Origin of the sequence: Agromyces seonyuensis, assembly GCF_009789225.1 — a bacterium.
Taxonomy (GTDB): Bacteria; Actinomycetota; Actinomycetes; order Actinomycetales; family Microbacteriaceae; genus Agromyces; species Agromyces seonyuensis.
The window spans coordinates 1-18,013 of record NZ_WSTA01000083.1; the positions used below are offsets into that span (position 1 = coordinate 1).

14 protein-coding genes are annotated in these 18,013 nt (G+C 72.5%); 7 read left to right on the top strand and 7 right to left on the bottom strand.

What is annotated here, in order from left to right:
* Nucleotides 1-99: 99 nt before the first annotated feature.
* The gene (locus GB864_RS14995; protein WP_160426488.1) at nucleotides 100-789 is read right to left on the bottom strand and encodes a DUF1775 domain-containing protein; all 690 of its coding nucleotides are present in this window, start codon (nucleotides 787-789) and stop codon (nucleotides 100-102) included.
* Between the two features lie 149 nt (nucleotides 790-938).
* Complete coding sequence (locus tag GB864_RS15000; RefSeq protein WP_160426490.1) at nucleotides 939-1,577, bottom strand: hypothetical protein; 639 nt, start codon at nucleotides 1,575-1,577, stop codon at nucleotides 939-941.
* Between the two features lie 101 nt (nucleotides 1,578-1,678).
* Here GB864_RS15000 and GB864_RS15005 point away from each other — a divergent pair, with 101 nt between their 5' ends.
* Together GB864_RS15005 and GB864_RS15010 are read left to right on the top strand one after the other, a co-directional pair.
* Entirely contained in the window at nucleotides 1,679-2,560 is an 882-nt protein-coding gene (locus tag GB864_RS15005; protein WP_160426493.1) for an EamA family transporter, read from the top strand.
* A gap of 64 nt (nucleotides 2,561-2,624) precedes the next feature.
* Nucleotides 2,625-3,113 carry a glutathione peroxidase gene (locus GB864_RS15010; RefSeq protein WP_160426495.1) on the top strand — a complete coding sequence of 163 codons (489 nt, stop codon included), beginning with the start codon at nucleotides 2,625-2,627 and terminating at the stop codon, nucleotides 3,111-3,113.
* 176 nt (nucleotides 3,114-3,289) lie between these two features.
* On the opposite strand, the gene GB864_RS15015 is transcribed toward GB864_RS15010, so the two are convergent.
* Nucleotides 3,290-4,462, bottom strand: coding sequence for an epoxide hydrolase family protein (locus GB864_RS15015; RefSeq protein ID WP_236779162.1), 1,173 nt, complete (start codon nucleotides 4,460-4,462; stop codon nucleotides 3,290-3,292).
* A gap of 61 nt (nucleotides 4,463-4,523) precedes the next feature.
* On the opposite strand from GB864_RS15015, the gene GB864_RS15020 reads away from it, so the two are divergent.
* On the top strand, nucleotides 4,524-5,474 hold the full coding sequence (locus GB864_RS15020; protein ID WP_160426497.1) for a helix-turn-helix transcriptional regulator: 951 nt from the start codon (nucleotides 4,524-4,526) through the stop codon (nucleotides 5,472-5,474).
* Nucleotides 5,475-5,563: 89 nt separating this feature from the next.
* Here the strand turns inward: GB864_RS15020 and GB864_RS15025 are convergent, their stop codons facing one another.
* The 3 genes from GB864_RS15025 to GB864_RS15035 all read right to left on the bottom strand — a co-directional run bounded on the left by GB864_RS15025 (nucleotide 5,564) and on the right by GB864_RS15035 (nucleotide 10,961).
* Nucleotides 5,564-6,805 (bottom strand): DUF4143 domain-containing protein, encoded by a 1,242-nt coding sequence (locus GB864_RS15025; RefSeq protein WP_160426499.1) that lies wholly within the window; start codon nucleotides 6,803-6,805, stop codon nucleotides 5,564-5,566.
* A 352-nt stretch (nucleotides 6,806-7,157) separates the two neighbouring features.
* Nucleotides 7,158-9,629 (bottom strand): DEAD/DEAH box helicase, encoded by a 2,472-nt coding sequence (locus GB864_RS15030; RefSeq protein WP_160426513.1) that lies wholly within the window; start codon nucleotides 9,627-9,629, stop codon nucleotides 7,158-7,160.
* 396 nt (nucleotides 9,630-10,025) lie between these two features.
* Complete coding sequence (locus tag GB864_RS15035; protein WP_160426501.1) at nucleotides 10,026-10,961, bottom strand: AEC family transporter; 936 nt, start codon at nucleotides 10,959-10,961, stop codon at nucleotides 10,026-10,028.
* Nucleotides 10,962-11,380: 419 nt separating this feature from the next.
* Here GB864_RS15035 and GB864_RS15040 point away from each other — a divergent pair, with 419 nt between their 5' ends.
* Nucleotides 11,381-13,792, top strand: a complete 2,412-nt coding sequence (locus GB864_RS15040; protein ID WP_160426504.1) for a phosphoketolase family protein — start codon at nucleotides 11,381-11,383, stop codon at nucleotides 13,790-13,792.
* Between the two features lie 24 nt (nucleotides 13,793-13,816).
* Here GB864_RS15040 and GB864_RS15045 read toward each other — a convergent pair whose 3' ends face one another.
* Nucleotides 13,817-15,358, bottom strand: coding sequence for a DUF2142 domain-containing protein (locus tag GB864_RS15045; RefSeq protein ID WP_160426505.1), 1,542 nt, complete (start codon nucleotides 15,356-15,358; stop codon nucleotides 13,817-13,819).
* Between the two features lie 194 nt (nucleotides 15,359-15,552).
* Here GB864_RS15045 and GB864_RS15050 point away from each other — a divergent pair, with 194 nt between their 5' ends.
* The 3 genes from GB864_RS15050 to GB864_RS15060 form a co-directional block, all read left to right on the top strand.
* Nucleotides 15,553-16,029 carry a MarR family winged helix-turn-helix transcriptional regulator gene (locus tag GB864_RS15050; protein ID WP_160426507.1) on the top strand — a complete coding sequence of 159 codons (477 nt, stop codon included), beginning with the start codon at nucleotides 15,553-15,555 and terminating at the stop codon, nucleotides 16,027-16,029.
* Nucleotides 16,026-16,664: an NAD(P)H-dependent oxidoreductase gene (locus tag GB864_RS15055; RefSeq protein WP_236779163.1), complete on the top strand. Its 639-nt coding sequence runs from the start codon at nucleotides 16,026-16,028 to the stop codon at nucleotides 16,662-16,664. Before GB864_RS15050 ends, GB864_RS15055 begins: the two co-directional genes overlap by 4 nt.
* A 31-nt stretch (nucleotides 16,665-16,695) precedes the next feature.
* The coding region (locus GB864_RS15060; RefSeq protein ID WP_160426509.1) for an MFS transporter at nucleotides 16,696-18,013 on the top strand (1,318 nt) is incomplete at its 3' end.

Sequence of the window (18,013 nt, forward strand, 5' to 3'; positions counted from 1 at the left end):
GCAGCAGCGCGAGCGCCGCCCCCGCGAGAGCGGCCGCGGCCGCCGCACCGGTACGGCGGACGCCCCCGCGACCGGGGCGACGACCGTCGGCCGCGCGGCTCACTTGCCGGCCGGCTTCCGGCGGGCCAGGACCGCGATGACGACGCCGACGGCGCCGACGACGAGGCCCGAGACGCCGAGCACCCGGGCGGCGGTGTCGACGGTGGAGACGTCCGAGGACGCCTCGGCGTGCTCGTCGGACTCCTCGGTCTCGGCGGCGGCGTGGCCGTGGCCGTCGTCCTCGGTCGCCTCGCTCACGACGATCGCGGGCGCCGGGGTCGAGCCCTCGGACTCGTCGGCGGGGTCGCCGGACCAGTCGGTCGAGCCGGTCACGCAGGTCTGCAGGACCGGGAATGCGACCGTCTCGCCGACGAGGTCCTCGCCGGGGGTGACGCGGAGCGAGAACGTCGAGTAGTACCCGTCCGTGATGGGCGCCGTCGGCGTGTAGGTGACGGTCTCGATGGGCTCGACGCCGTCGGCGTTCGCAGCGCCGCGGGTCTCGGAGATGTCGTAGGCGCCGTTCAGGACCGGCGCGACGGAGTCGAAGCCCTCGGGGATCGTGACCGTGTAGGCCGTCGTCGGCGAGCCGTCGCAGCCGTGGCCCGAGCTGAACTCGATGACCGTGGCAGAGCCGGCCGGGGTCTCGCCCGGGGTGACGTGGACGTGCGCGCTCGCCGCGAGCGGGGCGGCGAGGGCGAAGCCGGCGCCGAGGAGGAGGGCGGGCAGGACGAGCTTGGTGTGCGTGCGCATTGTGAAGGGGTTCGCTTTCGTTCGCGATGCTGGTTCGCGGGCGGGCAGGATGCCCGGATCCCGCGATTCGGGTGGTGCGGCGGAGCCGCGCGGCGTTCGCCCGTCGGCGCGCCGTGCCACCCGCGCGAGCAGCGCGGTCGGAGCGGACGTCAGCCGAGGACGAGCGCGGCGGCCGGAGGACCGCGGTGCCGGAGCGCGCTCAACCGGAGCGCCGGGTTCACCGGGCGGAAGCCGGTGCCGGCAGCACTCGCCCGCGGGAGCGCGGGCAGCGGAGCCGGGAGGGCGACGACGCGGATGATCGCGTGCACCGTGGAGGCGAGGGCGCGGCCGGCGGCGTCGAGCGCCCGGTCGGCCTGCGCGAGGGCGACGATCGTCAGCACGGCGGCGGCGACGTGCGCGAGCGTCATGAGCTCGTGGACCGCGTGGGCGCCGTGCGCCGCGACGACGCCGCTCGTGTCGATGCTCACGTACTGCGCCCCGCCGTGCCCGGCGTGCGCGCCGCTCGAGGTGACGACCGCGCCGTGCCGGCCGTCGAGGCCGAGCGAGTAGAGCAGGTGCAGCGCGAGCTGCGCGACGCCGACGGAGAGCGCCGTGCGCCAGTCGGCCCGGCGGCCGGCGAGCGCCACGGCGAGCGGCAGCGAGATCAGCAGCGAGAGGACGACGGTCAGCGTGCCCGGAGCCGCGCCGCCGCCGATGACGTGGGCGAGCGCGGCGACGAACGTCGCGAACCCGGCCGTGACGAAAGCGCGACGCAGGCGTCGGACTCGCGAAACGGGGGTCGATGGCACGTCCGCCAGCCTAGACGACGCCGATCGCGCGTCCCGTTCCGGCCGTGTTGCGAGCGGATGACGGACCGCGACGACGGGGCGCCTGCCGATACGATCGGCCCGTGCTCACCGCCGTCCTCTCACTCGGCGGCGCCCTCGTCTACGGCGCGGCCGACTTCCTCGGCGGGCTCGCCGCCCGCCGCCTCGGCGCGCTGCTCGCGACGGCGATCTCGGCCGTCGCGGGCCTCGCGGCGCTCCTCGTCGTGCTGCCCTTCACGGGCGGCGATCCCGCGCCGGCCGACTTCGCGATCGGCGCCGCGGCGGGACTCGTGCTCGCGGTCGGGATCGCCCTGCTCTACGCGAGCCTCGCGATCGGGCCGATGAGCATCCTCTCGCCCCTCACCGCGCTCGTCTCGGCCGTCGTGCCGATGGCGTGGGGGCTCGCGACCGGCGACTCGTTCGGCCCGCTCGGCGTCGCCGCGCTCGGCATCGCGCTCGTCGCGGTCGTGCTCGTGGGTCTCGCGCCGGGCGAGGGCGCCGTGCGGCCGAGCCTGCGCGGCATCCTCTTCGGGGTCGGGGCGGGTGCGGGCATCGGCGCCTACTACATCGTGATCGACGGCACGGCGGATGCCTCGGGGCTCTGGCCGCTCGCCGCCGCCCGCACGGCCATGGGGGTGCTGCTCTTCGCGGCGGTCGGCGTCGCCGCGCTGCGCGCGCGGGCCGCCCGACGCGCGAACGGCTCCGTCGAGCCCGCGGAGCGGGCCGGCCTCGGCCCCGGCATCCGGCTCGCGATCGTGTGCGGGCTCGTGGACGCGACCGCGAACGTGCTGCTGCTGCTCGGCATCCGGGCGGGCGAGCTCGCCGTCGCGGCCGTGCTCGGGGCGATGTACCCGGCGGGCACGATCCTGCTCGCCGCGATCGTGCTCGGCGAGCGCGTCGCCCCGCTCCAGTGGACCGGCCTCGTGCTCGCGCTCGTCGCCGCGGGCCTGTTCGCGCTCGCCTGAGCGTCGCCGCACGACATCCGGGATTCGAGTCGATTTCCCAGCCCCGGAGGAGTTGACTGCAGCCATGGCCGAACTCGACACCATCCCCCTGACGACCATCGACGGCCGCGAGACCACCCTCGCCGAGTGGGGCGACGACGTGAAGCTCATCGTCAACGTCGCCTCCCGCTGCGGGCTCGCGCCCCAGTACGAAGCCCTCGAAGAGCTCCAGCGCACGTACGGCGAGCGCGGGTTCACCGTGCTCGGCTTCCCTTCCAACCAGTTCCTCCAGGAGCTCGGCTCGGAGGAGAAGATCGCCGAGTACTGCTCGACGACGTGGGGCGTGACGTTCCCGATGTTCGAGCGCGTCAAGGTCAACGGCGGCAAGGCGCACCCGCTCTACCAGGCGCTCAAGGAGACCGCCGACGAGACCGGCAAGGCCGGGCGCGTGCAGTGGAACTTCGAGAAGTTCCTCGTCTCCCCCGACGGCACGGTGCGGCGCTTCCGCCCGACGACGGTGCCGGACGCCCCCGAGATCGTCTCGGCGATCGAGGCGTCGCTGCCCGTGCGCTGAACCCGGCCGGGCGTCGTCGACCGTGGCGTCACGCCAATCGTCAGTTCGGCGACGATCCAGTCGTCGATTCAGGAGCGCTCCGGTCGTCGATTCGGGAGGCGTCCAGGCCCGTGCGCACCCCGTGCGCGGCGAACCGGCCGCCGCCCGATCGGGCGACGGCCGGTTCGACCCGGGTGTCAGCGGAGGGACGCGAAGAACGCCCGGATGTCGCCGACGAGCACGTCGGGCACCTCGAGCGCGGCGAAGTGGCCGCCCTCGGGGAACCGGCTCCAGTGCACGATGGCGTCGTTGTCGCGCTCGGCGAAGGCGCGGATCGTCTGGAAGTCGTCGGCGAAGACCGCGACGCCCGTCGGCGCGTGGTTGATCGCGGGCTCGGCCTCGGCTCGGGCGTTCTCCCAGTAGCTGCGCGACATCCCGGCCGCCGAGTTCGTGAACCAGGCGATCGAGACCGCGGCGATCACCTTGTCGAGCGGCACCTTCGCGGTGCCGTTGCCGAACGACTCGAACAGCTCGCTGTACGCGAGCAGCCCGATCGGCGAGTCGCTGAGGCCGACGGCCACCGTCTGCGGCCGCGAGGCGTTCATCGCGTTGTAGCCGCCGACCTGCTGGAACCAACCGAGGAACTCGAGGGCCGCGTAGTCGGCGGGCTCGAGCGACGCGAACTCCTCGGGGTCGCCCGAGGGGAACGAGAACAGCTGGAGCACGTGGAGGCCGAGGAAGCCCTCCGGGGCGAGCAGGCCGAGTTCCCGGGCGACCATCGCGCCGTTGTCGGAGCCGTGCACGCCGTAGCGCTCGTACCCGAGGGCGCGCATGAGGGCGTCGTAGGCGCGGGCGGTGCGCGCGGTCGTCCACCCGAGCTCGCGCACGGGGTTCGAGAAGCCGAAGCCCGGGGCATCCGGGATGACGACGCTGAAGGCGTCCTCGGCGCGGCCGCCGTGGGCGACCGGGTCGACGAGCGCGTCGACGAGCTCGAGGTAGTCGGTGCCGTTGCCCGGGTAGGTGTGCGCGAGCAGCAGCGGGGTGGCCTCGGGGTGCGGCGAGACCACGTGCACGAAGGCGATCGGCTGGCCGTCGACCTCGGCGGTGAAGCGGGGCAGCTCGTTGAGGCGGGCCTCGAACGCGCGCCAGTCGAAGGCGCGCCAGGCGTCGAGCGCGGCGGCGAGGTAGGTGTTCGGGGTGCCGGCCGCCCAGTCGTCGACCGGGGCGGGCTGCGGGAGGCGGGTGCGCGCGAGGCGGTCCGCGAGGTCGTCGAGGTCGGCCTGCGGGACCTCGACGCGGAAGGGCCGGATGCCGGTGACGACCATCGGCAGGGCGGCGTTCGGTTCGGTGGCGGTATCGGTGGTTTCCATGTCTCCGACGCTACGGTTCGTATAGGAACGTTCTCTTCCGCATGAGAGGAACCCGACCACGATGGCCGACACCGCCGCCCGGATGCTCGCCCTGCTCGGCCTGCTGCAATCGCGGCCGCGGTGGAGCGGCACGGAACTCGCCGAACGGCTCGGGGTCTCCACCCGCACCGTCCGCAACGACGTCGAACGGCTCCGCGCGCTCGACTACCCCGTCGAGGCCGATCGCGGCCCGATCGGCGGCTACCGCCTCGGCCGCGGCGCGCAACTGCCGCCGCTGCTGCTCGACGACGACGAGGCGGTCGCGGTCGCCGTCGGGCTCTACGGAGCGACGGGCATCGCGGGCGTCGAGGAGGCCGGCGGCCGGGCCCTCGCCAAGCTCGAGCAGGTGCTCCCGTCGCGCCTGCGCCCCCTCGTCGACGCCGTCGCGCACACCGTCGACCGCGCTCCCGAGAACACGGGCACCGACGCCCCCGACCCCGTCGTCGACCCCGGCGTGCTGCGCGGCATCGCGACCGCGGTGCGCGCCGCCGAGCACCTGCGCTTCGACGAGGCCGGGGCGAGCCGGCTCGTCGAGCCGTATCGACTGCTGGCCTGGCAGCGCCGCTGGTACCTCGTCGCCCGCGACCCTGCGAGCGGCGGGTGGGAGATCTTCCGGGCCGACCGGCTCCGGCTGCGACCGCCGACGCGGAAGCCGTTCCGACCGCGGCTCGTACCCGGCGGCGACTACACGGCCTTCGCCATGCACCGCATCGCCGAGTCCGGCTGGAACGTCCACGCGCGCATCCGGGTGCCGGCTTCCGCCGAGGAGGTGCTCTCGCGCATCAATCCGGCCGTCGGCGTGGTGGAGGCCGTCGCCGAGTCCGAGAGCGTCCTCGTCACCGGCGCCGACAGCCTCGCCACGGTCGCCGCCTACATCGGGATGCTGGGGCTCGACTTCACCGTCGACTCGCCGGAGGAGCTCCGCGAGCACCTCCGCGTCCTCGGCGAGCGCTACGCCCGGGCGGCGGGCTGAGCCCACCCCCGCGACGACCACCGCCGCGTGCGGGCGCTCCTCGCCTACCTGGAGGCGACGCGGGCCTGAGCCGGACGACCGCCCGGGAATCAGCGGCCGAGCGCACCGATCGCGACGACATTCACGCCGTCGGGGCGGCGGTAGGACGCACCGGTGCCGGTGAGCACGGTGAGCACGGGCGGGGCGGATGCGGCGGGCGTGTGCACGTTCGCCGCGAACGCCGCCAGCGACGTCGCGGCGGCGTCGACCGTGTCCGGCCCGGCGCCCAGCTTCACTTCGAAGCCCGCCCAACGGCCGTCGGGGAACTGGACGATCGCGTCGACCTCCCGGCCGACGGAGTCGCGAGCGTGGAACACCTCGCCGCCGAGCGGCTGCGCGAGCACGCGGAGTTCGTGCACGGCGAGCGACTCGAACAACTGGCCCGCGTACGCGAGATCGCTTCTGATCGCCCGCTCGTCGCCGCCGACGAGCGCGAGCGCGAGCGACGGGTCGCAGAAGTGCCGCTTCGGCTCCTTGCGGAGCGTCGCGGACGAGCGGAGGTGGGTCGACCACGCGGGCTGGTCCTCGATCACGAAGATCCGGGCGAGCGCATCGAGGTAGTCGCGCACGGCGTCTCGGGAGAGCGACGTCTCGTCGTTCGCGAGGGTCGAGATCGTGACCTCGGTCGCGGTCGACCTCGCGAGTGCCGACATGAGCCGACGGACGCGACCTGCGTCCCGGGACTTGCCCGCCGAGTCGATGTCGACGGTCGCGACCGTGTCCGCGTAGTCGCGGATGCTCGCGAGCGCGTCGCGCAAGTCGAGATCGGCGATTCCGGGCCACCCGCCGCGGGCGATGCGCTCGAGCAGCCCGCTGAATTCGAGGGCGGCAGTCGCCGCGCGCGGCGGCTCGCCCGCGAGCAGTGCGGCGAGCGAGACGGATGCCTCGGAGTGGCCGCTCTCGGCGAGCGTCAGGGTGCGCATGCGGAGCCGGGCGAAGCGGCCCGCGCCGGAGTGCCGTACGGCCGCGGCCGCCGGCGCCGTGGAACCCGTCAGGATGAAGCGCCCGCGAGCTTCGCCCTCGTCGACGGCGCGTCGGACGGCGTTCCACAGCTGCGGTTGCAACTGCCATTCGTCGAGCAGCCGGGGTTCGGCCCCCTCCAGCACGAGCGATGGATCGACGGCGATCTGCGCTGCGACACCGAGGTCCGTGTCGACGCGGACGATGCTCGCGGCCCGTCGCCCGGCGGTCGCGGTCTTGCCGCACGCCTTCGGCCCCTCGATGAGCACGGCGCCGGAGCGGCGCAGTGCAGCATCGAGTTCGTCGTCGGCAATTCGCGGCAGATACGCCACCGTGACCTCCAGTCGTCAGATCGGAAGAGACTAAGTCGTCAATTTGCAAGCTCTTCAGTCGTCAATTTCGACGCTATCGAGTCGTCAGATCGTGCGCAACCGAGTCGTCGGATCGCGGTCGCGTCGACATCCGCCCTCGGCGCCGTCACTCCGCGAGCGCGTACTCCGAGCCATCGCGGCGGCGTTCGAGGATGCCGACCTCGACCAGGCAGCGGCGGGCCGCCAGCCGGGTTCGCTCATGGGAGCAGGCGACGTCTCGCTGCTCGCGGAGGCGCGCCAGCGACGTATCGAGACCCCGGTAGGTCGACTCACCAAGTCTCGATGCGCTCCGCTGCCCGCCCGACGGAGACCGCTACAGCCGCACGAACCCCGTCACCGCCACGACCGCGACGCCCGCCTCGACGGAGGCCTCGAGGTCGACCTCGGCGCGGAGCCGCCAGTCGTGGTTCCCCTCCGGGTCCGCGATCGTCTGCTCGACGAGCCACGTGCCCGGCGAGGCATCCTCGTCGATCGTGACGAGCTTCGGCGAGCGCGCCGCCGCATCCACGCCGATCTCCTCGTGCTCGTCGTAGTAGGCGTCGAGGGCGGCACCCCAGTCGAAGCCGGGGTCGAGCTCGGCGAGCTCCTCGTCGCGCTCGAGCGCCGCGAGCGAGACGCGGCGCCAGAGCTCGTTGCGCACGAGCACGAGGAACGCGCGACGGTTCGTGAGCACCGACGGCGGGGCCGGCGGCACGACGGGCGCGTCGCTCGCGGGGTCGTGGGTCGGGTCGATGAGCTCGGCCCACTCGTCGACGAGCGAGGAGTCGACCTGTCGCACGAGCTCGCCGAGCCACTCGATGAGGTCGCGCAGTTCCTCGGTCTTCGCCTCCTCGGGCACCGTCTGCCGGATCGCGCGGAACGCGTCGGAGAGGTAGCGCAGCACGAGCCCCTCGGAGCGGGCGAGCTGGTAGAAGTTCGTGAACTCGGCGAACGTCATCGCCCGTTCGAACATGTCGCGCACGACCGATTTCGGCGAGAGCTGGAAGTCGCGCACCCACGGCTGGCTCGTCGCGAAGGTCTCGTAGGCCTGCGCGAGCAGATCGTCGAGCGGCTTCGGGTAGGTGACCTCCTCGAGGAGCTCCATGCGCTCCTCGTACTCGACGCCGTCGCGCTTCATCGCGCCGACGGCCTCGCCCCGCGCCTTGTACTCCTGCTGGCCGAGGATCTGGCGCGGGTCGTCGAGGGTCGACTCGATGATCGAGACGACGTCGAGGGCGTAGTGGCCGGTCCCCACGCCGCCCGCCGTGTCATCCGGGTCGAGCAGGTCGATCGCGGCGAGCGCGAACGGCGAGAGCGGCTGGTTGAGCGCGAAGTTCGGCTGCAGGTCGACCGTGAGCCTGACGAGCGGGGCGGATGCCTCGCTCCGCACGATCTCGACGACCTCGGCCTGCACGAGGGTGCGGAAGATCGAGATCGCACGGCGCGCGAGCTCGTACTGGCGGCGGCGCGGCTCGTGGTTGTCGAAGACGAAGCGCTTGACGTGGCCGAAGACGTCGCCGCCGCGCGCGATGAGGTTGATGAGGATCGCCGCGGTCATCTCGAGGTGGCTCGTCAGCGGCTCGGGCTCGGCGGCGATCAGTCGATCGAAGCTCGACTCGGTCCAGTTGATCTGGCCGGCGGGCGCCTTCTTGCGCACGACCTTCTTGAGCTTCTTCGGGTCGTCGCCCGCCTTGCGCACGGCGGCGGCGTTCTCGATGTCGTGCTCGGGCGCCTCGACGACGACGGTGCCCGCGGTGTCGTAGCCGGCGCGGCCGGCGCGGCCCGAGATCTGGTGGAACTCGCGCGCCCCGATCTGGCGCATCTTCGTGCCGTCGTACTTCGAGAGCGCCGTGATCAGCACCGTGCGGATCGGGACGTTGATGCCGACGCCGAGGGTGTCGGTGCCGCAGATGACGCGCAGCAGCCCCTGCTGAGCGAGCGTCTCGACGAGGCGCCGGTAGCGGGGCAGCATCCCGGCGTGGTGCACGCCGATGCCCGAGCGCACGAGCCGGGAGAGCGTCTGCCCGAACGCGGTCGTGAAGCGGAAGCCGCCGATGGCGTCGGCGATCTCGTCGCGCTGCTCGCGGCTCACGATGCGGATGGAGGACAGCGCCTGCGCCCGCTCGAGCGCGGCGGCCTGCGAGAAGTGCACGACGTAGATCGGCGCCTGCTTCGTGTCGAGCAGCTCCTCGACGGTCTCGTGCACCGGGGTGTCGACGTAGGAATACGACAGCGGCACCGGGCGCTCGACGCCGGTGACCTCCGCGACCGGTCGCTGCGTGCGTCGCTCGAGGTCGGCGACGATCTTCGTCACGTCGCCGAGGGTCGCCGACATGAGCACGAACTGGGCGTTCGTCAGCGTGATGAGCGGCACCTGCCACGCCCACCCGCGGTCCTGGTCGCCGTAGTAATGGAACTCGTCCATGACGACCTGGTCGACGGGCGCGTTCTCGCCCTGGCGCAGCGCGAGGTTCGCGAGGATCTCCGCCGTGCAGCACACGATCGGCGCATCCGCGTTGACCGACGAGTCGCCCGTGACCATGCCGACGTTCTGCGCCCCGAACACCTCGACGAGCTGGAAGAACTTCTCGCTCACGAGGGCCTTGATCGGCGCCGTGTAGTAGCTGCGGCCGCCCTGCGCGAGCGCGACGGCGTGGGCCGCGATCGCGACCATCGACTTCCCCGTGCCGGTCGGCGTCGAGAGGATGAGGTTGGCGCCCGTCACGAGCTCCATCACCGACTCGTCCTGCGCGGGGTAGAGCGAGAGCCCGCGCGACTCCGCCCACTCGACGAACGCGAGGTACATGTCGTCCGGGTCGTAAGGATCCGGCAGCAGATCGGTCAGGGAGCTCACCCTCGCAATCCTCCCACGCGCCTTCCGTGTCGCTTCCGCGCACCCACTCCCCCTCGCGCACACTCACTCCCCCTCCCTCGCGCTCCCCCTCCCGCACACCCACTCCCCCTCCCGCACACCCACTCCCGCTTCCTCGCGCTCCCCCTCCCGCGCATCCCCTCTCCCTCCCTCGCGCTCCCCCTCCCGCCCTTTCCTCGCCCCACCCGCCCACTCCATCTCATCGAACGGTCGCAAACCGTCGTATTCGGAGCGGCGAAGGGACGATTTGCGACCGTTCGATGGGGGGCGGGGGGCGCGGGCGCGCGGGGGCGCGGGCGCGGCGCGCGAGCGCGGGGAGCTCGGGGCGGGTTAGGCGGCGGGGGCGAGCAGCAGTGCGATGAGGATGAGCACCGGCACCGCGCCGAGCGTCGTGATGAAGATCGTGTCGCGGGCGACGACCTCGCCCGTGCGGTACTGCTGCGCGTAGACGAACACGTTCTGCCCGGTCGGCAGCGCCGCGAGCACGGTGACCGCGTAGAGCTCGCCGCCGCCCAGCCCGAACACGAACCGGCCGATGGCCCACGCCGCCAGGGGCATCACGACGAGGTTGAGCACGGTGGCGAGCACGACGTCGCGCCGCCGGCCCGTGCCGGGGGCGAGGATGCGCTGGCCCTGCAACGACATCCCGAACGCGATGAGGATGACCGGCACCGAGGCGTGACCGATGAGCTCGACGGGGTCCATGACGATCGGCGGCAGCTCGATGCCCGAGAGCGCGACGAGCACGCCGGCGAGGGAGCCGACGATGATCGGGTTCGTCAGCATGCCCTTGAGCACGGGCCACACGCCGCGACCGCGGTGGTTCACGGTCGCATCCAGGGTCGCGAGGGCGAGCGGCGCGATGCAGAGCAGTTGCAGCAGCATGACTGGTGCCGAGTACGCGGCGTTGCCGAGCATGTAGGTCGCGATCGGGATGCCCATGTTGTTGCCGTTGACGTAGCCGCTCGAGAGCATCCCGATGACCGTTTCGGGGAAGCGGCGGCGCCAGATCAGCAGGGCGACGAGCGCGAACAGCGCCATCACCGTGAACGCGGCGAGCGCGGACACCGGCAGCAGCGTCGAGAAGAGCGCGCCGACGTCGGCCGTCGAGAGCACGGAGAAGAGCAGGAACGGGCCGAGCACGGTGAACGAGAGGCGGGTGAGCACGAGCCGGGCGCTCGCGTCGAGGATGCCCGTGCGCGCCACGATCCAGCCGACGAGCACGGCGAGGCCGATGACGACGAAGCCGGTGGCGATCTGGAGCATCGCCCGCCAGCCTAGACAACCCGCCGGTCGCGTCGAGCGGCGGTGCGGATCGGCATCCCTGGGATGCTGCGGCCGGGTCTCGATACGCGGCTCCGCCACTACTCGACCAGCGAGGAAATGCTGCGGTTCGGTCTCGATACGCGGCTCCGCCACTACTCGACCAGCGAGGCGGGCGGAGAAAGGGGGTCGGCGGGAGCGGCTGTTCGGGGCACGCTCCCGGCCGACCTGGCGCGTCAGCGATACCCAGTCCCCCTGCAGTACCGCATCTCGCGACGCGTCGAGCCTAAGCGGGGAACCGCTTGCCGGACATCAGGGTTGCCCCTGAAACCGCACGGCGGCGGAGCCGGAGGCATCCTGTCGCCGAGTCATCCTCGGCATTAGGCTCGCGATGAACCATCGATCGATCCGGGGGGACGAAGATGACCGATGAGAATGCGGGAACCGAGGGGGGCGTGCCGCTCGAGACGGTGGACGCCTGGTGGCGCGCCGCCAACTACCTCACCGTCGGGCAGATCTACCTGCTCGACAACCCGCTGCTGACCGAGCCGCTGCGGCCGGAGCACATCAAGCCCCGACTGCTCGGGCACTGGGGCACCTCCCCGGGACTCAGCCTCATCTACGCGCACCTCAACAAGCTCATCGTCGAGCGCGGGGTGTCGACGCTCTACGTCTGCGGCCCCGGCCACGGCGGGCCGGCGATGGTCGCGAACACGTGGCTCGACGGCACGTACTCGGAGCTCTTCCCCGACATCCCGCTCGACGGCGACGGGATCGCGCGGCTGTTCAAGCAGTTCTCCTTCCCGGGCGGCATCCCCTCGCACGCGGCGCCGGAGACGCCGGGGTCGATCAACGAGGGCGGCGAGCTCGGGTACTCGCTCATGCACGCCTACGGCGCCGCCCTCGACAATCCGGAGCTCGTCGTCGCGTGCGTCATCGGCGACGGCGAGGCCGAGACGGGCCCGCTCAACGCCTCGTGGCGCGCGCACGCCTTCCTCAACCCGAAGACCGACGGCGCAGTGCTGCCGATCCTCCACCTCAACGGCTTCAAGATCGCCAACCCGACGCTGCTCGCGCGGATCAGCGAGAAGGAACTCCGCCGCTTCATCCGCGGCAACGGCTACGACCCGATCTTCGTCACCGGCGGCTTCGACGGCGAGGACCACTTCGCGGTGCACGAGCGCATGGCGGCCGGCCTCGCGGAGGCGTACGACAAGATCGCCGCGATCAAGCTCGAGGCCGAGCAGGGCGGCTTCCAGGACGAGGGGCCGAGCTGGCCGTTCATCGTGCTGCGCACCCCGAAGGGCTGGACGGGCCCCGCCAAGGTCGACGGCAAGCAGATCGAGGGCACGTTCCACGCGCACCAGGTGCCGCTCGCCGGCGTCAAGGAGAACCCCGAGCATCTCGCGATCCTGGAGGAGTGGCTGCGGTCCTACCGGCCGGACGAGCTCTTCGACGACGAGGGACGCCCGCCCGCCGGCTTCGACGCGCTGCGGCCCGTCGGCGCGCTGCGCATGAGCGACATCCCGTTCGCCAACGGCGGCATCGAGCACGCGCTCGAGCTCCCGCCCGTCGCCGAGTCCGCCCTCGACCTGCCCGAGCGCGGCGCGACCGGCGAGGCCACCCGGGTCTTCGGCAAGTGGCTCGGCCGGATCATGGGCGCGAACCCCGACTTCCGGCTCTTCGGGCCCGACGAGGTGCTCTCGAACCGCCTCGACGGCGTGTTCGACGTCACGCGGCGCCAGTGGGGCGAGGCGATCGTGCCGAACGACGAACTGCTCGCCCGGGAGGGCAAGGTCATCGAGGCGCTCTCCGAGCACCTCATGCAGGGGATGCTCGAGGGCTACCTGCTCACCGGCCGGCACGGGCTCATCACCTCGTACGAGGCGTTCATCCACATCGTCGACTCGATGTTCAACCAGCACGCGAAGTGGCTCGAGTCCGCCTCGCACGTCGAGTGGCGCAAGCCGATCTCGTCGCTCACCTACCTCCTGTCGTCCCACGTCTGGCGCCAGGACCACAACGGCTTCTCGCACCAGGACCCCGGCTTCCTCAACGTCGTCGTGCTGAAGCAGTCCGAGTTCGTGCGGGTCTACCTGCCGCCGGACGCGAACACGCTCCTGCACGTCATGCGGCACAACTTCGGCACGGAGGACCGCATCAACGTCGTGGTCGCCGGTAAGCAACCGCAGCCGCAGTGGCTCGGCGAGGAGGAAGCCGAGCGGCACGTGCGCGCTGGCGTCGGCATCTGGGACTGGGCGGGGTACGAACCGGGCTTCGACCCGTCCGACCCGACGGCGACCGACCCCGACGTCGTGCTCGCGGCCGCGGGCGACGTGCCCACGACCGAGACGATCGCGGCGGCGCAGCTCATCCACGAGAAGCTGCCGACGCTGCGCATCCGGGTCGTCAACGTCGTCGACCTGTTCCGGCTGCAGGATGCCGGCGAGCATCCGCACGGGCTCTCCCACGAGGACTTCGACCGGATCTTCACGCGGGACCGGCCCATCGTGTTCGCCTTCCACGGGTATCCGACGCTCATCCACCAGCTCACCTACCGCCGCCACGGCCACGACAACCTGCACGTGCGGGGGTTCAAGGAGAAGGGCACGACGACGACGCCGTTCGACATGCTCCATCTCAACGACCTCGACCGGTACCGCATCGCGCTCGACGTGCTGCACCGCGTGCCCGGGCTCGAGTCGAACCCCGCGATCCTCGGCATCGCCGAGGAGTGGGCGAAGGCGCGCGCGGATGCCCGCGGCTACGCGTACGAGCACGGCGAGGACCCGCCGTTCATCACGGAGTGGACGTTCTCCCGACCGGCGTTCTGAGTGCGGGCCGGATCGGTGGAACCGCTACTCTGCTGCGGCCGAGGCCGGCCTGGGCTCGGACGCCGCCGCATCCGACGCCCCGAGCTGCTCCGTCGGTGCCGCTGCCGCTGTCGCAGCCGGGGGCTGCGGCTCCGCCGGTGTCGCCGTCGGGGCCGCGCGGCGTCGGTGCCCGAGCGCGAAGGCCGCGACGAATCCGAGCGCGCAGACGGCAGCGAGCGCCCAGAGCGCATGCCCGACCATGAGATTCCCGGCGTCGAGGACGAAGCGATCGAGCGAGGTCGAGGACGCGAACTGCCAGAACGCCACGGCGGTCCAGACGGCGACGAGCGCGACGGCGGCGCGCCGCCAGTTGGTCAGTCCGAGCGCGACGAGGGTCGCGGTGATCACCGTCAAAGGCAGGACGTAGCGCGTGTTCACACCGCCGCCGAAGGCGGTGTACTGCACCTGGGAGGCCAGCAGCCCGAGCACGAGCGCCGCGCACATCGGCACGATTAACAGGTCGGCGCCCCAACGGCGCTGCCGGAGCCGGCGGACGAAGAGCACGACGACGACGCCCACGCCCACGACGGCCGGGACGAGGAGCGCCCACTGCAGGGGCGAGTCGATCGGCGCGTTGAACCGGTAGACGCCGAGGAGCTTCGTCCAGAACGCCATGTCCGTCGCCACGTCGGAGAGCGAACGCGAGACCCGCCCGAGGTGCTCGGCCGACCAGTCCGAGTGACCTCCCGCGATATGACCGGTCAGACGCTGGTTGCGGAGGTAGAACCAGCCGCTCGAAACCGCGGTGACCGCGGCCATGAGCGCGAGTGCGAGGAGTTTCCGCGCCCATCCCCGCCAGCGACTGCCGGCGACCGCCGGCGCGAGGATGACGGCGGCGACCAGCGCGACGAGGAACAGCGCGAACGCGAGCCGACTGAGCATGCCGCCGGTGGCCACGAGCACCGCGGCGACCATCAGCCGGGTCGTCACGCCGTTGCGCAGCACGGAGGCGGCGACGCCGACGGCCAGCGCGGCGAACACGATGACGAGCTGGTCGCTGTAGATCGCCCCGCCGACGAGGAGCAGCATCCCGGTCATCGCGGCGGCGATCGCCGCGACGGGTGCGACGGCCGGACGGGTCGGGTGCAGGCGCCGCGCCGCCCACCAGACGGCGAGCACGGCGACCCCGGAGAGCAGCGAGTTCATGAGCCGCCCGGCCAGGACCGCGTCGGGATAGCGGCCGGCGTCGACGAGCGGACCGACGACCGGGGCGAGCAGGGCGTAGAAGAGCGGCGGATGCTGCGCCACCCACTGCACCGGCGGGATCGCGCCGAACGGCGGAGCGATGGCCGGCCCGTTCTCGAAGACGGGCAGGGCGCCGTGCCACACCTGGACGGCGTAGTCGAGGTGCGCCGTCTCGTCCGGCGTCTGGAGGTAGGCGTTCGTCAGCGCCGTGAGCGCGGAGGCCGTCACGGCGAATCCGATCGCTGCGATGAGCGCGACCGAGTACCAGCGGTTCGCGATGGTCGGCGGCTCGGCAGGCGCATCCGACTCGACAGGGCGATCGCTTGGGCTGTCTGCGGTCACGCGGTCTCTCCTGCGGTTCGTGTTCCACGTCGGCGGGTCGTCGGCGATCGGGCGTCCCGGCGCGGAGCCCGCTCGGGCGGCGCACCACGAATCTACGCGTTCCGCGCGGGGCCCGCGACGCCCGACGGTCAACGGGTTGACGGATATTCGTCAACCCGTTGACACCTTGATCGTCAACGGGTTGACTGTGCCGCATGGCCACCCCGTTCACCCCCGCGACCAGTCCGCTCGGCGACCACCTCACCGTCACGCTGCACGAGCTCGTCGACCGCATCGACTCGATCGCCGACGCTGCGCTGCGCGAGCACGTCGGCATCGGGTACAGCTGGTTCGAGTTCCTCGCGATCCTCGCGAACAACGAATCCGACGGGCATCCCGACCTCACCGAGCTCGCGTCCTGCCTCCACGTCTCCAAAGCCGCCGTCTCCAAGCGCCTGCCCGCCTTCCTCGAGGCCGGGTACGTGCTCGCCCAGCCCGACCCGGCCAACGCCCGGCGCCTCGTGCTGCGGCTCACCGACGAGGGCCGCGCCCTCGTCGCGCGGTCGATGCCGGTGCTCGCCGACGCCTTCGAGTCCGAGGTCGCCGGCCTGCCGCTCGACCTCGGCCGCCTCAACGCCGAACTCACCGCTCTCGTGCACCACCTCGACGCTCCGAAGGGAACCGCATCATGAACGTCCTCGTCGTCATCGGCCACCCGCTCGCCGGCAGCTTCGGCCACGCGCTCGCCGCCTCCTACGCCGACGCCGCCCGCGCCGCCGGCGCGGAGGTGCGCGTCATCGACCTCGCCGAACGCCGCTTCCCGCACGACCCGGTCGGCCAGGCCGACCTCCACATCGGCCGCGACGGCTCGCGCGACCACCTCGACCCCGGGATCGTCGCCATGATCGACGACGTCGAGTGGGCCGACCACCTCCTCATCGTCTATCCGCAGTGGTGGGGCACCTACCCCGCCGCGCTCTCGGCGTTCTTCGACCGCGTCTTCCTCTCGGGCTTCGCGTTCGCGCGCGGGTCCGGGCCGATCTCCGAGCGACTGCTGACCGGCCGCACCGCGCGCATCGTCATGACGATGGACTCCCCCGGCTTCTGGCACCGCTTCGTCTACCGCACGGCGAGCGACACCGCGATCTCCCGCGCGACCCTCGGCTTCACGGGCATCCGCACGACCGGCATCACGCGCCTCGCCTCGGTGCGCTTCGCGTCGGCCGAGCGGCGGGCCGGCTGGCTCGCTCGCACCGGCGCGCAGGGCCGGGCGGATGCGACCGCGCGCCCGCGCCGCGGCGCACGACGCGATGCCGTCGCCGCCTGAGACCGGCCCGCCGCGCTGCTAGCGTCGGCGGGTGCCGCACCGCCCCGATTCGTCGATCCAGTCCTCCCGTTGGGCGCTCATGGCGCAGTTCGCGCTCTTCGGGCTCGCGAACGCGTCGTGGCTCGGGCGACTGCCGGCCGTGCGCGACGACCTCGGGGTGAACTCGGCGCAGCTCGGCGCGCTCCTCATCATCGGCGGGCTCGGCTCGCTCGCGGGCGCCCTCGTGATCGGCGCCGTCGTGGGGCGCATCGGCAGTCGGGCGGCCCTCGCGACGGCGACGGGCGCGAACCTCGTCGGCTTCGGGCTCATCGCGCTCGGCACGGCGACCTCGAGCATCCCCGTCTTCGCGATCGGCGCGGTGCTCAACGGACTGTGCGGCGCGTTCATCAACGTGCCGATCAACGTGTCGGCGGCCGCCGTCGAGCAGCGCCTCGGCCGCACCGTGCTGCCGCACTTCCACGCGGGCTTCTCGATCGGCGCGGCCGCCGGCGCGGGGCTCGCCGCCGGCTTCGCCGCGTTCGGGGTCGCTCCCGCGGTGCAGTTCCCGATCGTGATCATGCTCGTCACCGCGGTGCGCGCCGCGCTGCTCGCGCCCTCGATGCGGTTCGCGCCGCGTCCGCACGGCGCCGCGGACGGCACCGGCGGCGGGATGACGACCGCGACGGGGTCCGTCGCCGCCCGCCCCGGCCGCCGCGAGGCCGTCCGTCAGGCGATGCGGGCGTGGGGCGAGCCGCGCACGCTGCTGCTCGGCGTCGTGCTGCTCGCGGCGTCGCTCGCCGAGGGCTCGGCGGGCAACTGGCTCGCGATCGCCGTCGACGACGGCTTCCCCGTGGGCGAGGCCGTCGCCGCGGCGACCTACAGCGCCTTCCTCGTGTCGATGACGGCCTTCCGCTTCCTCGGCACGGGGCTCATCGACCGGTTCGGCCGCGTCCGGGTGCTGCGGGTCTCCGGTGCGACGGCGCTCGTCGGCGTGCTGCTGTTCGTCTTCGCGCCCGCTCTGCCGCTCGCCCTCGTCGGGGTCGTGCTGTGGGGCTGCGGCACGGCCCTCGGCAACCCCGTCGCGATCGCGGCGGCGAGCGACGACCCCGCGCGGGCGCCGCAGCGCGTCTCGGTCGTGACCTCGTTCTCGACGATCTCGTCGCTCGCCGCACCGCCGCTGCTCGGCCTCCTCGCCGACGCCGTCGGCGCCCGGCACGCGCTGCTCGTGATCGCCGGGGCGACGGTCGTGAGCCTCGCCGCGGCGGGCGTCGTGCGGCGGCAGCCCGCGGGCCCGGCGCCGACCCCGGCCAGATCCCATGAGCTTTCGTCTCAACTTCACTCACTTAGGCTTCCTGTATACCGTGTTCTAC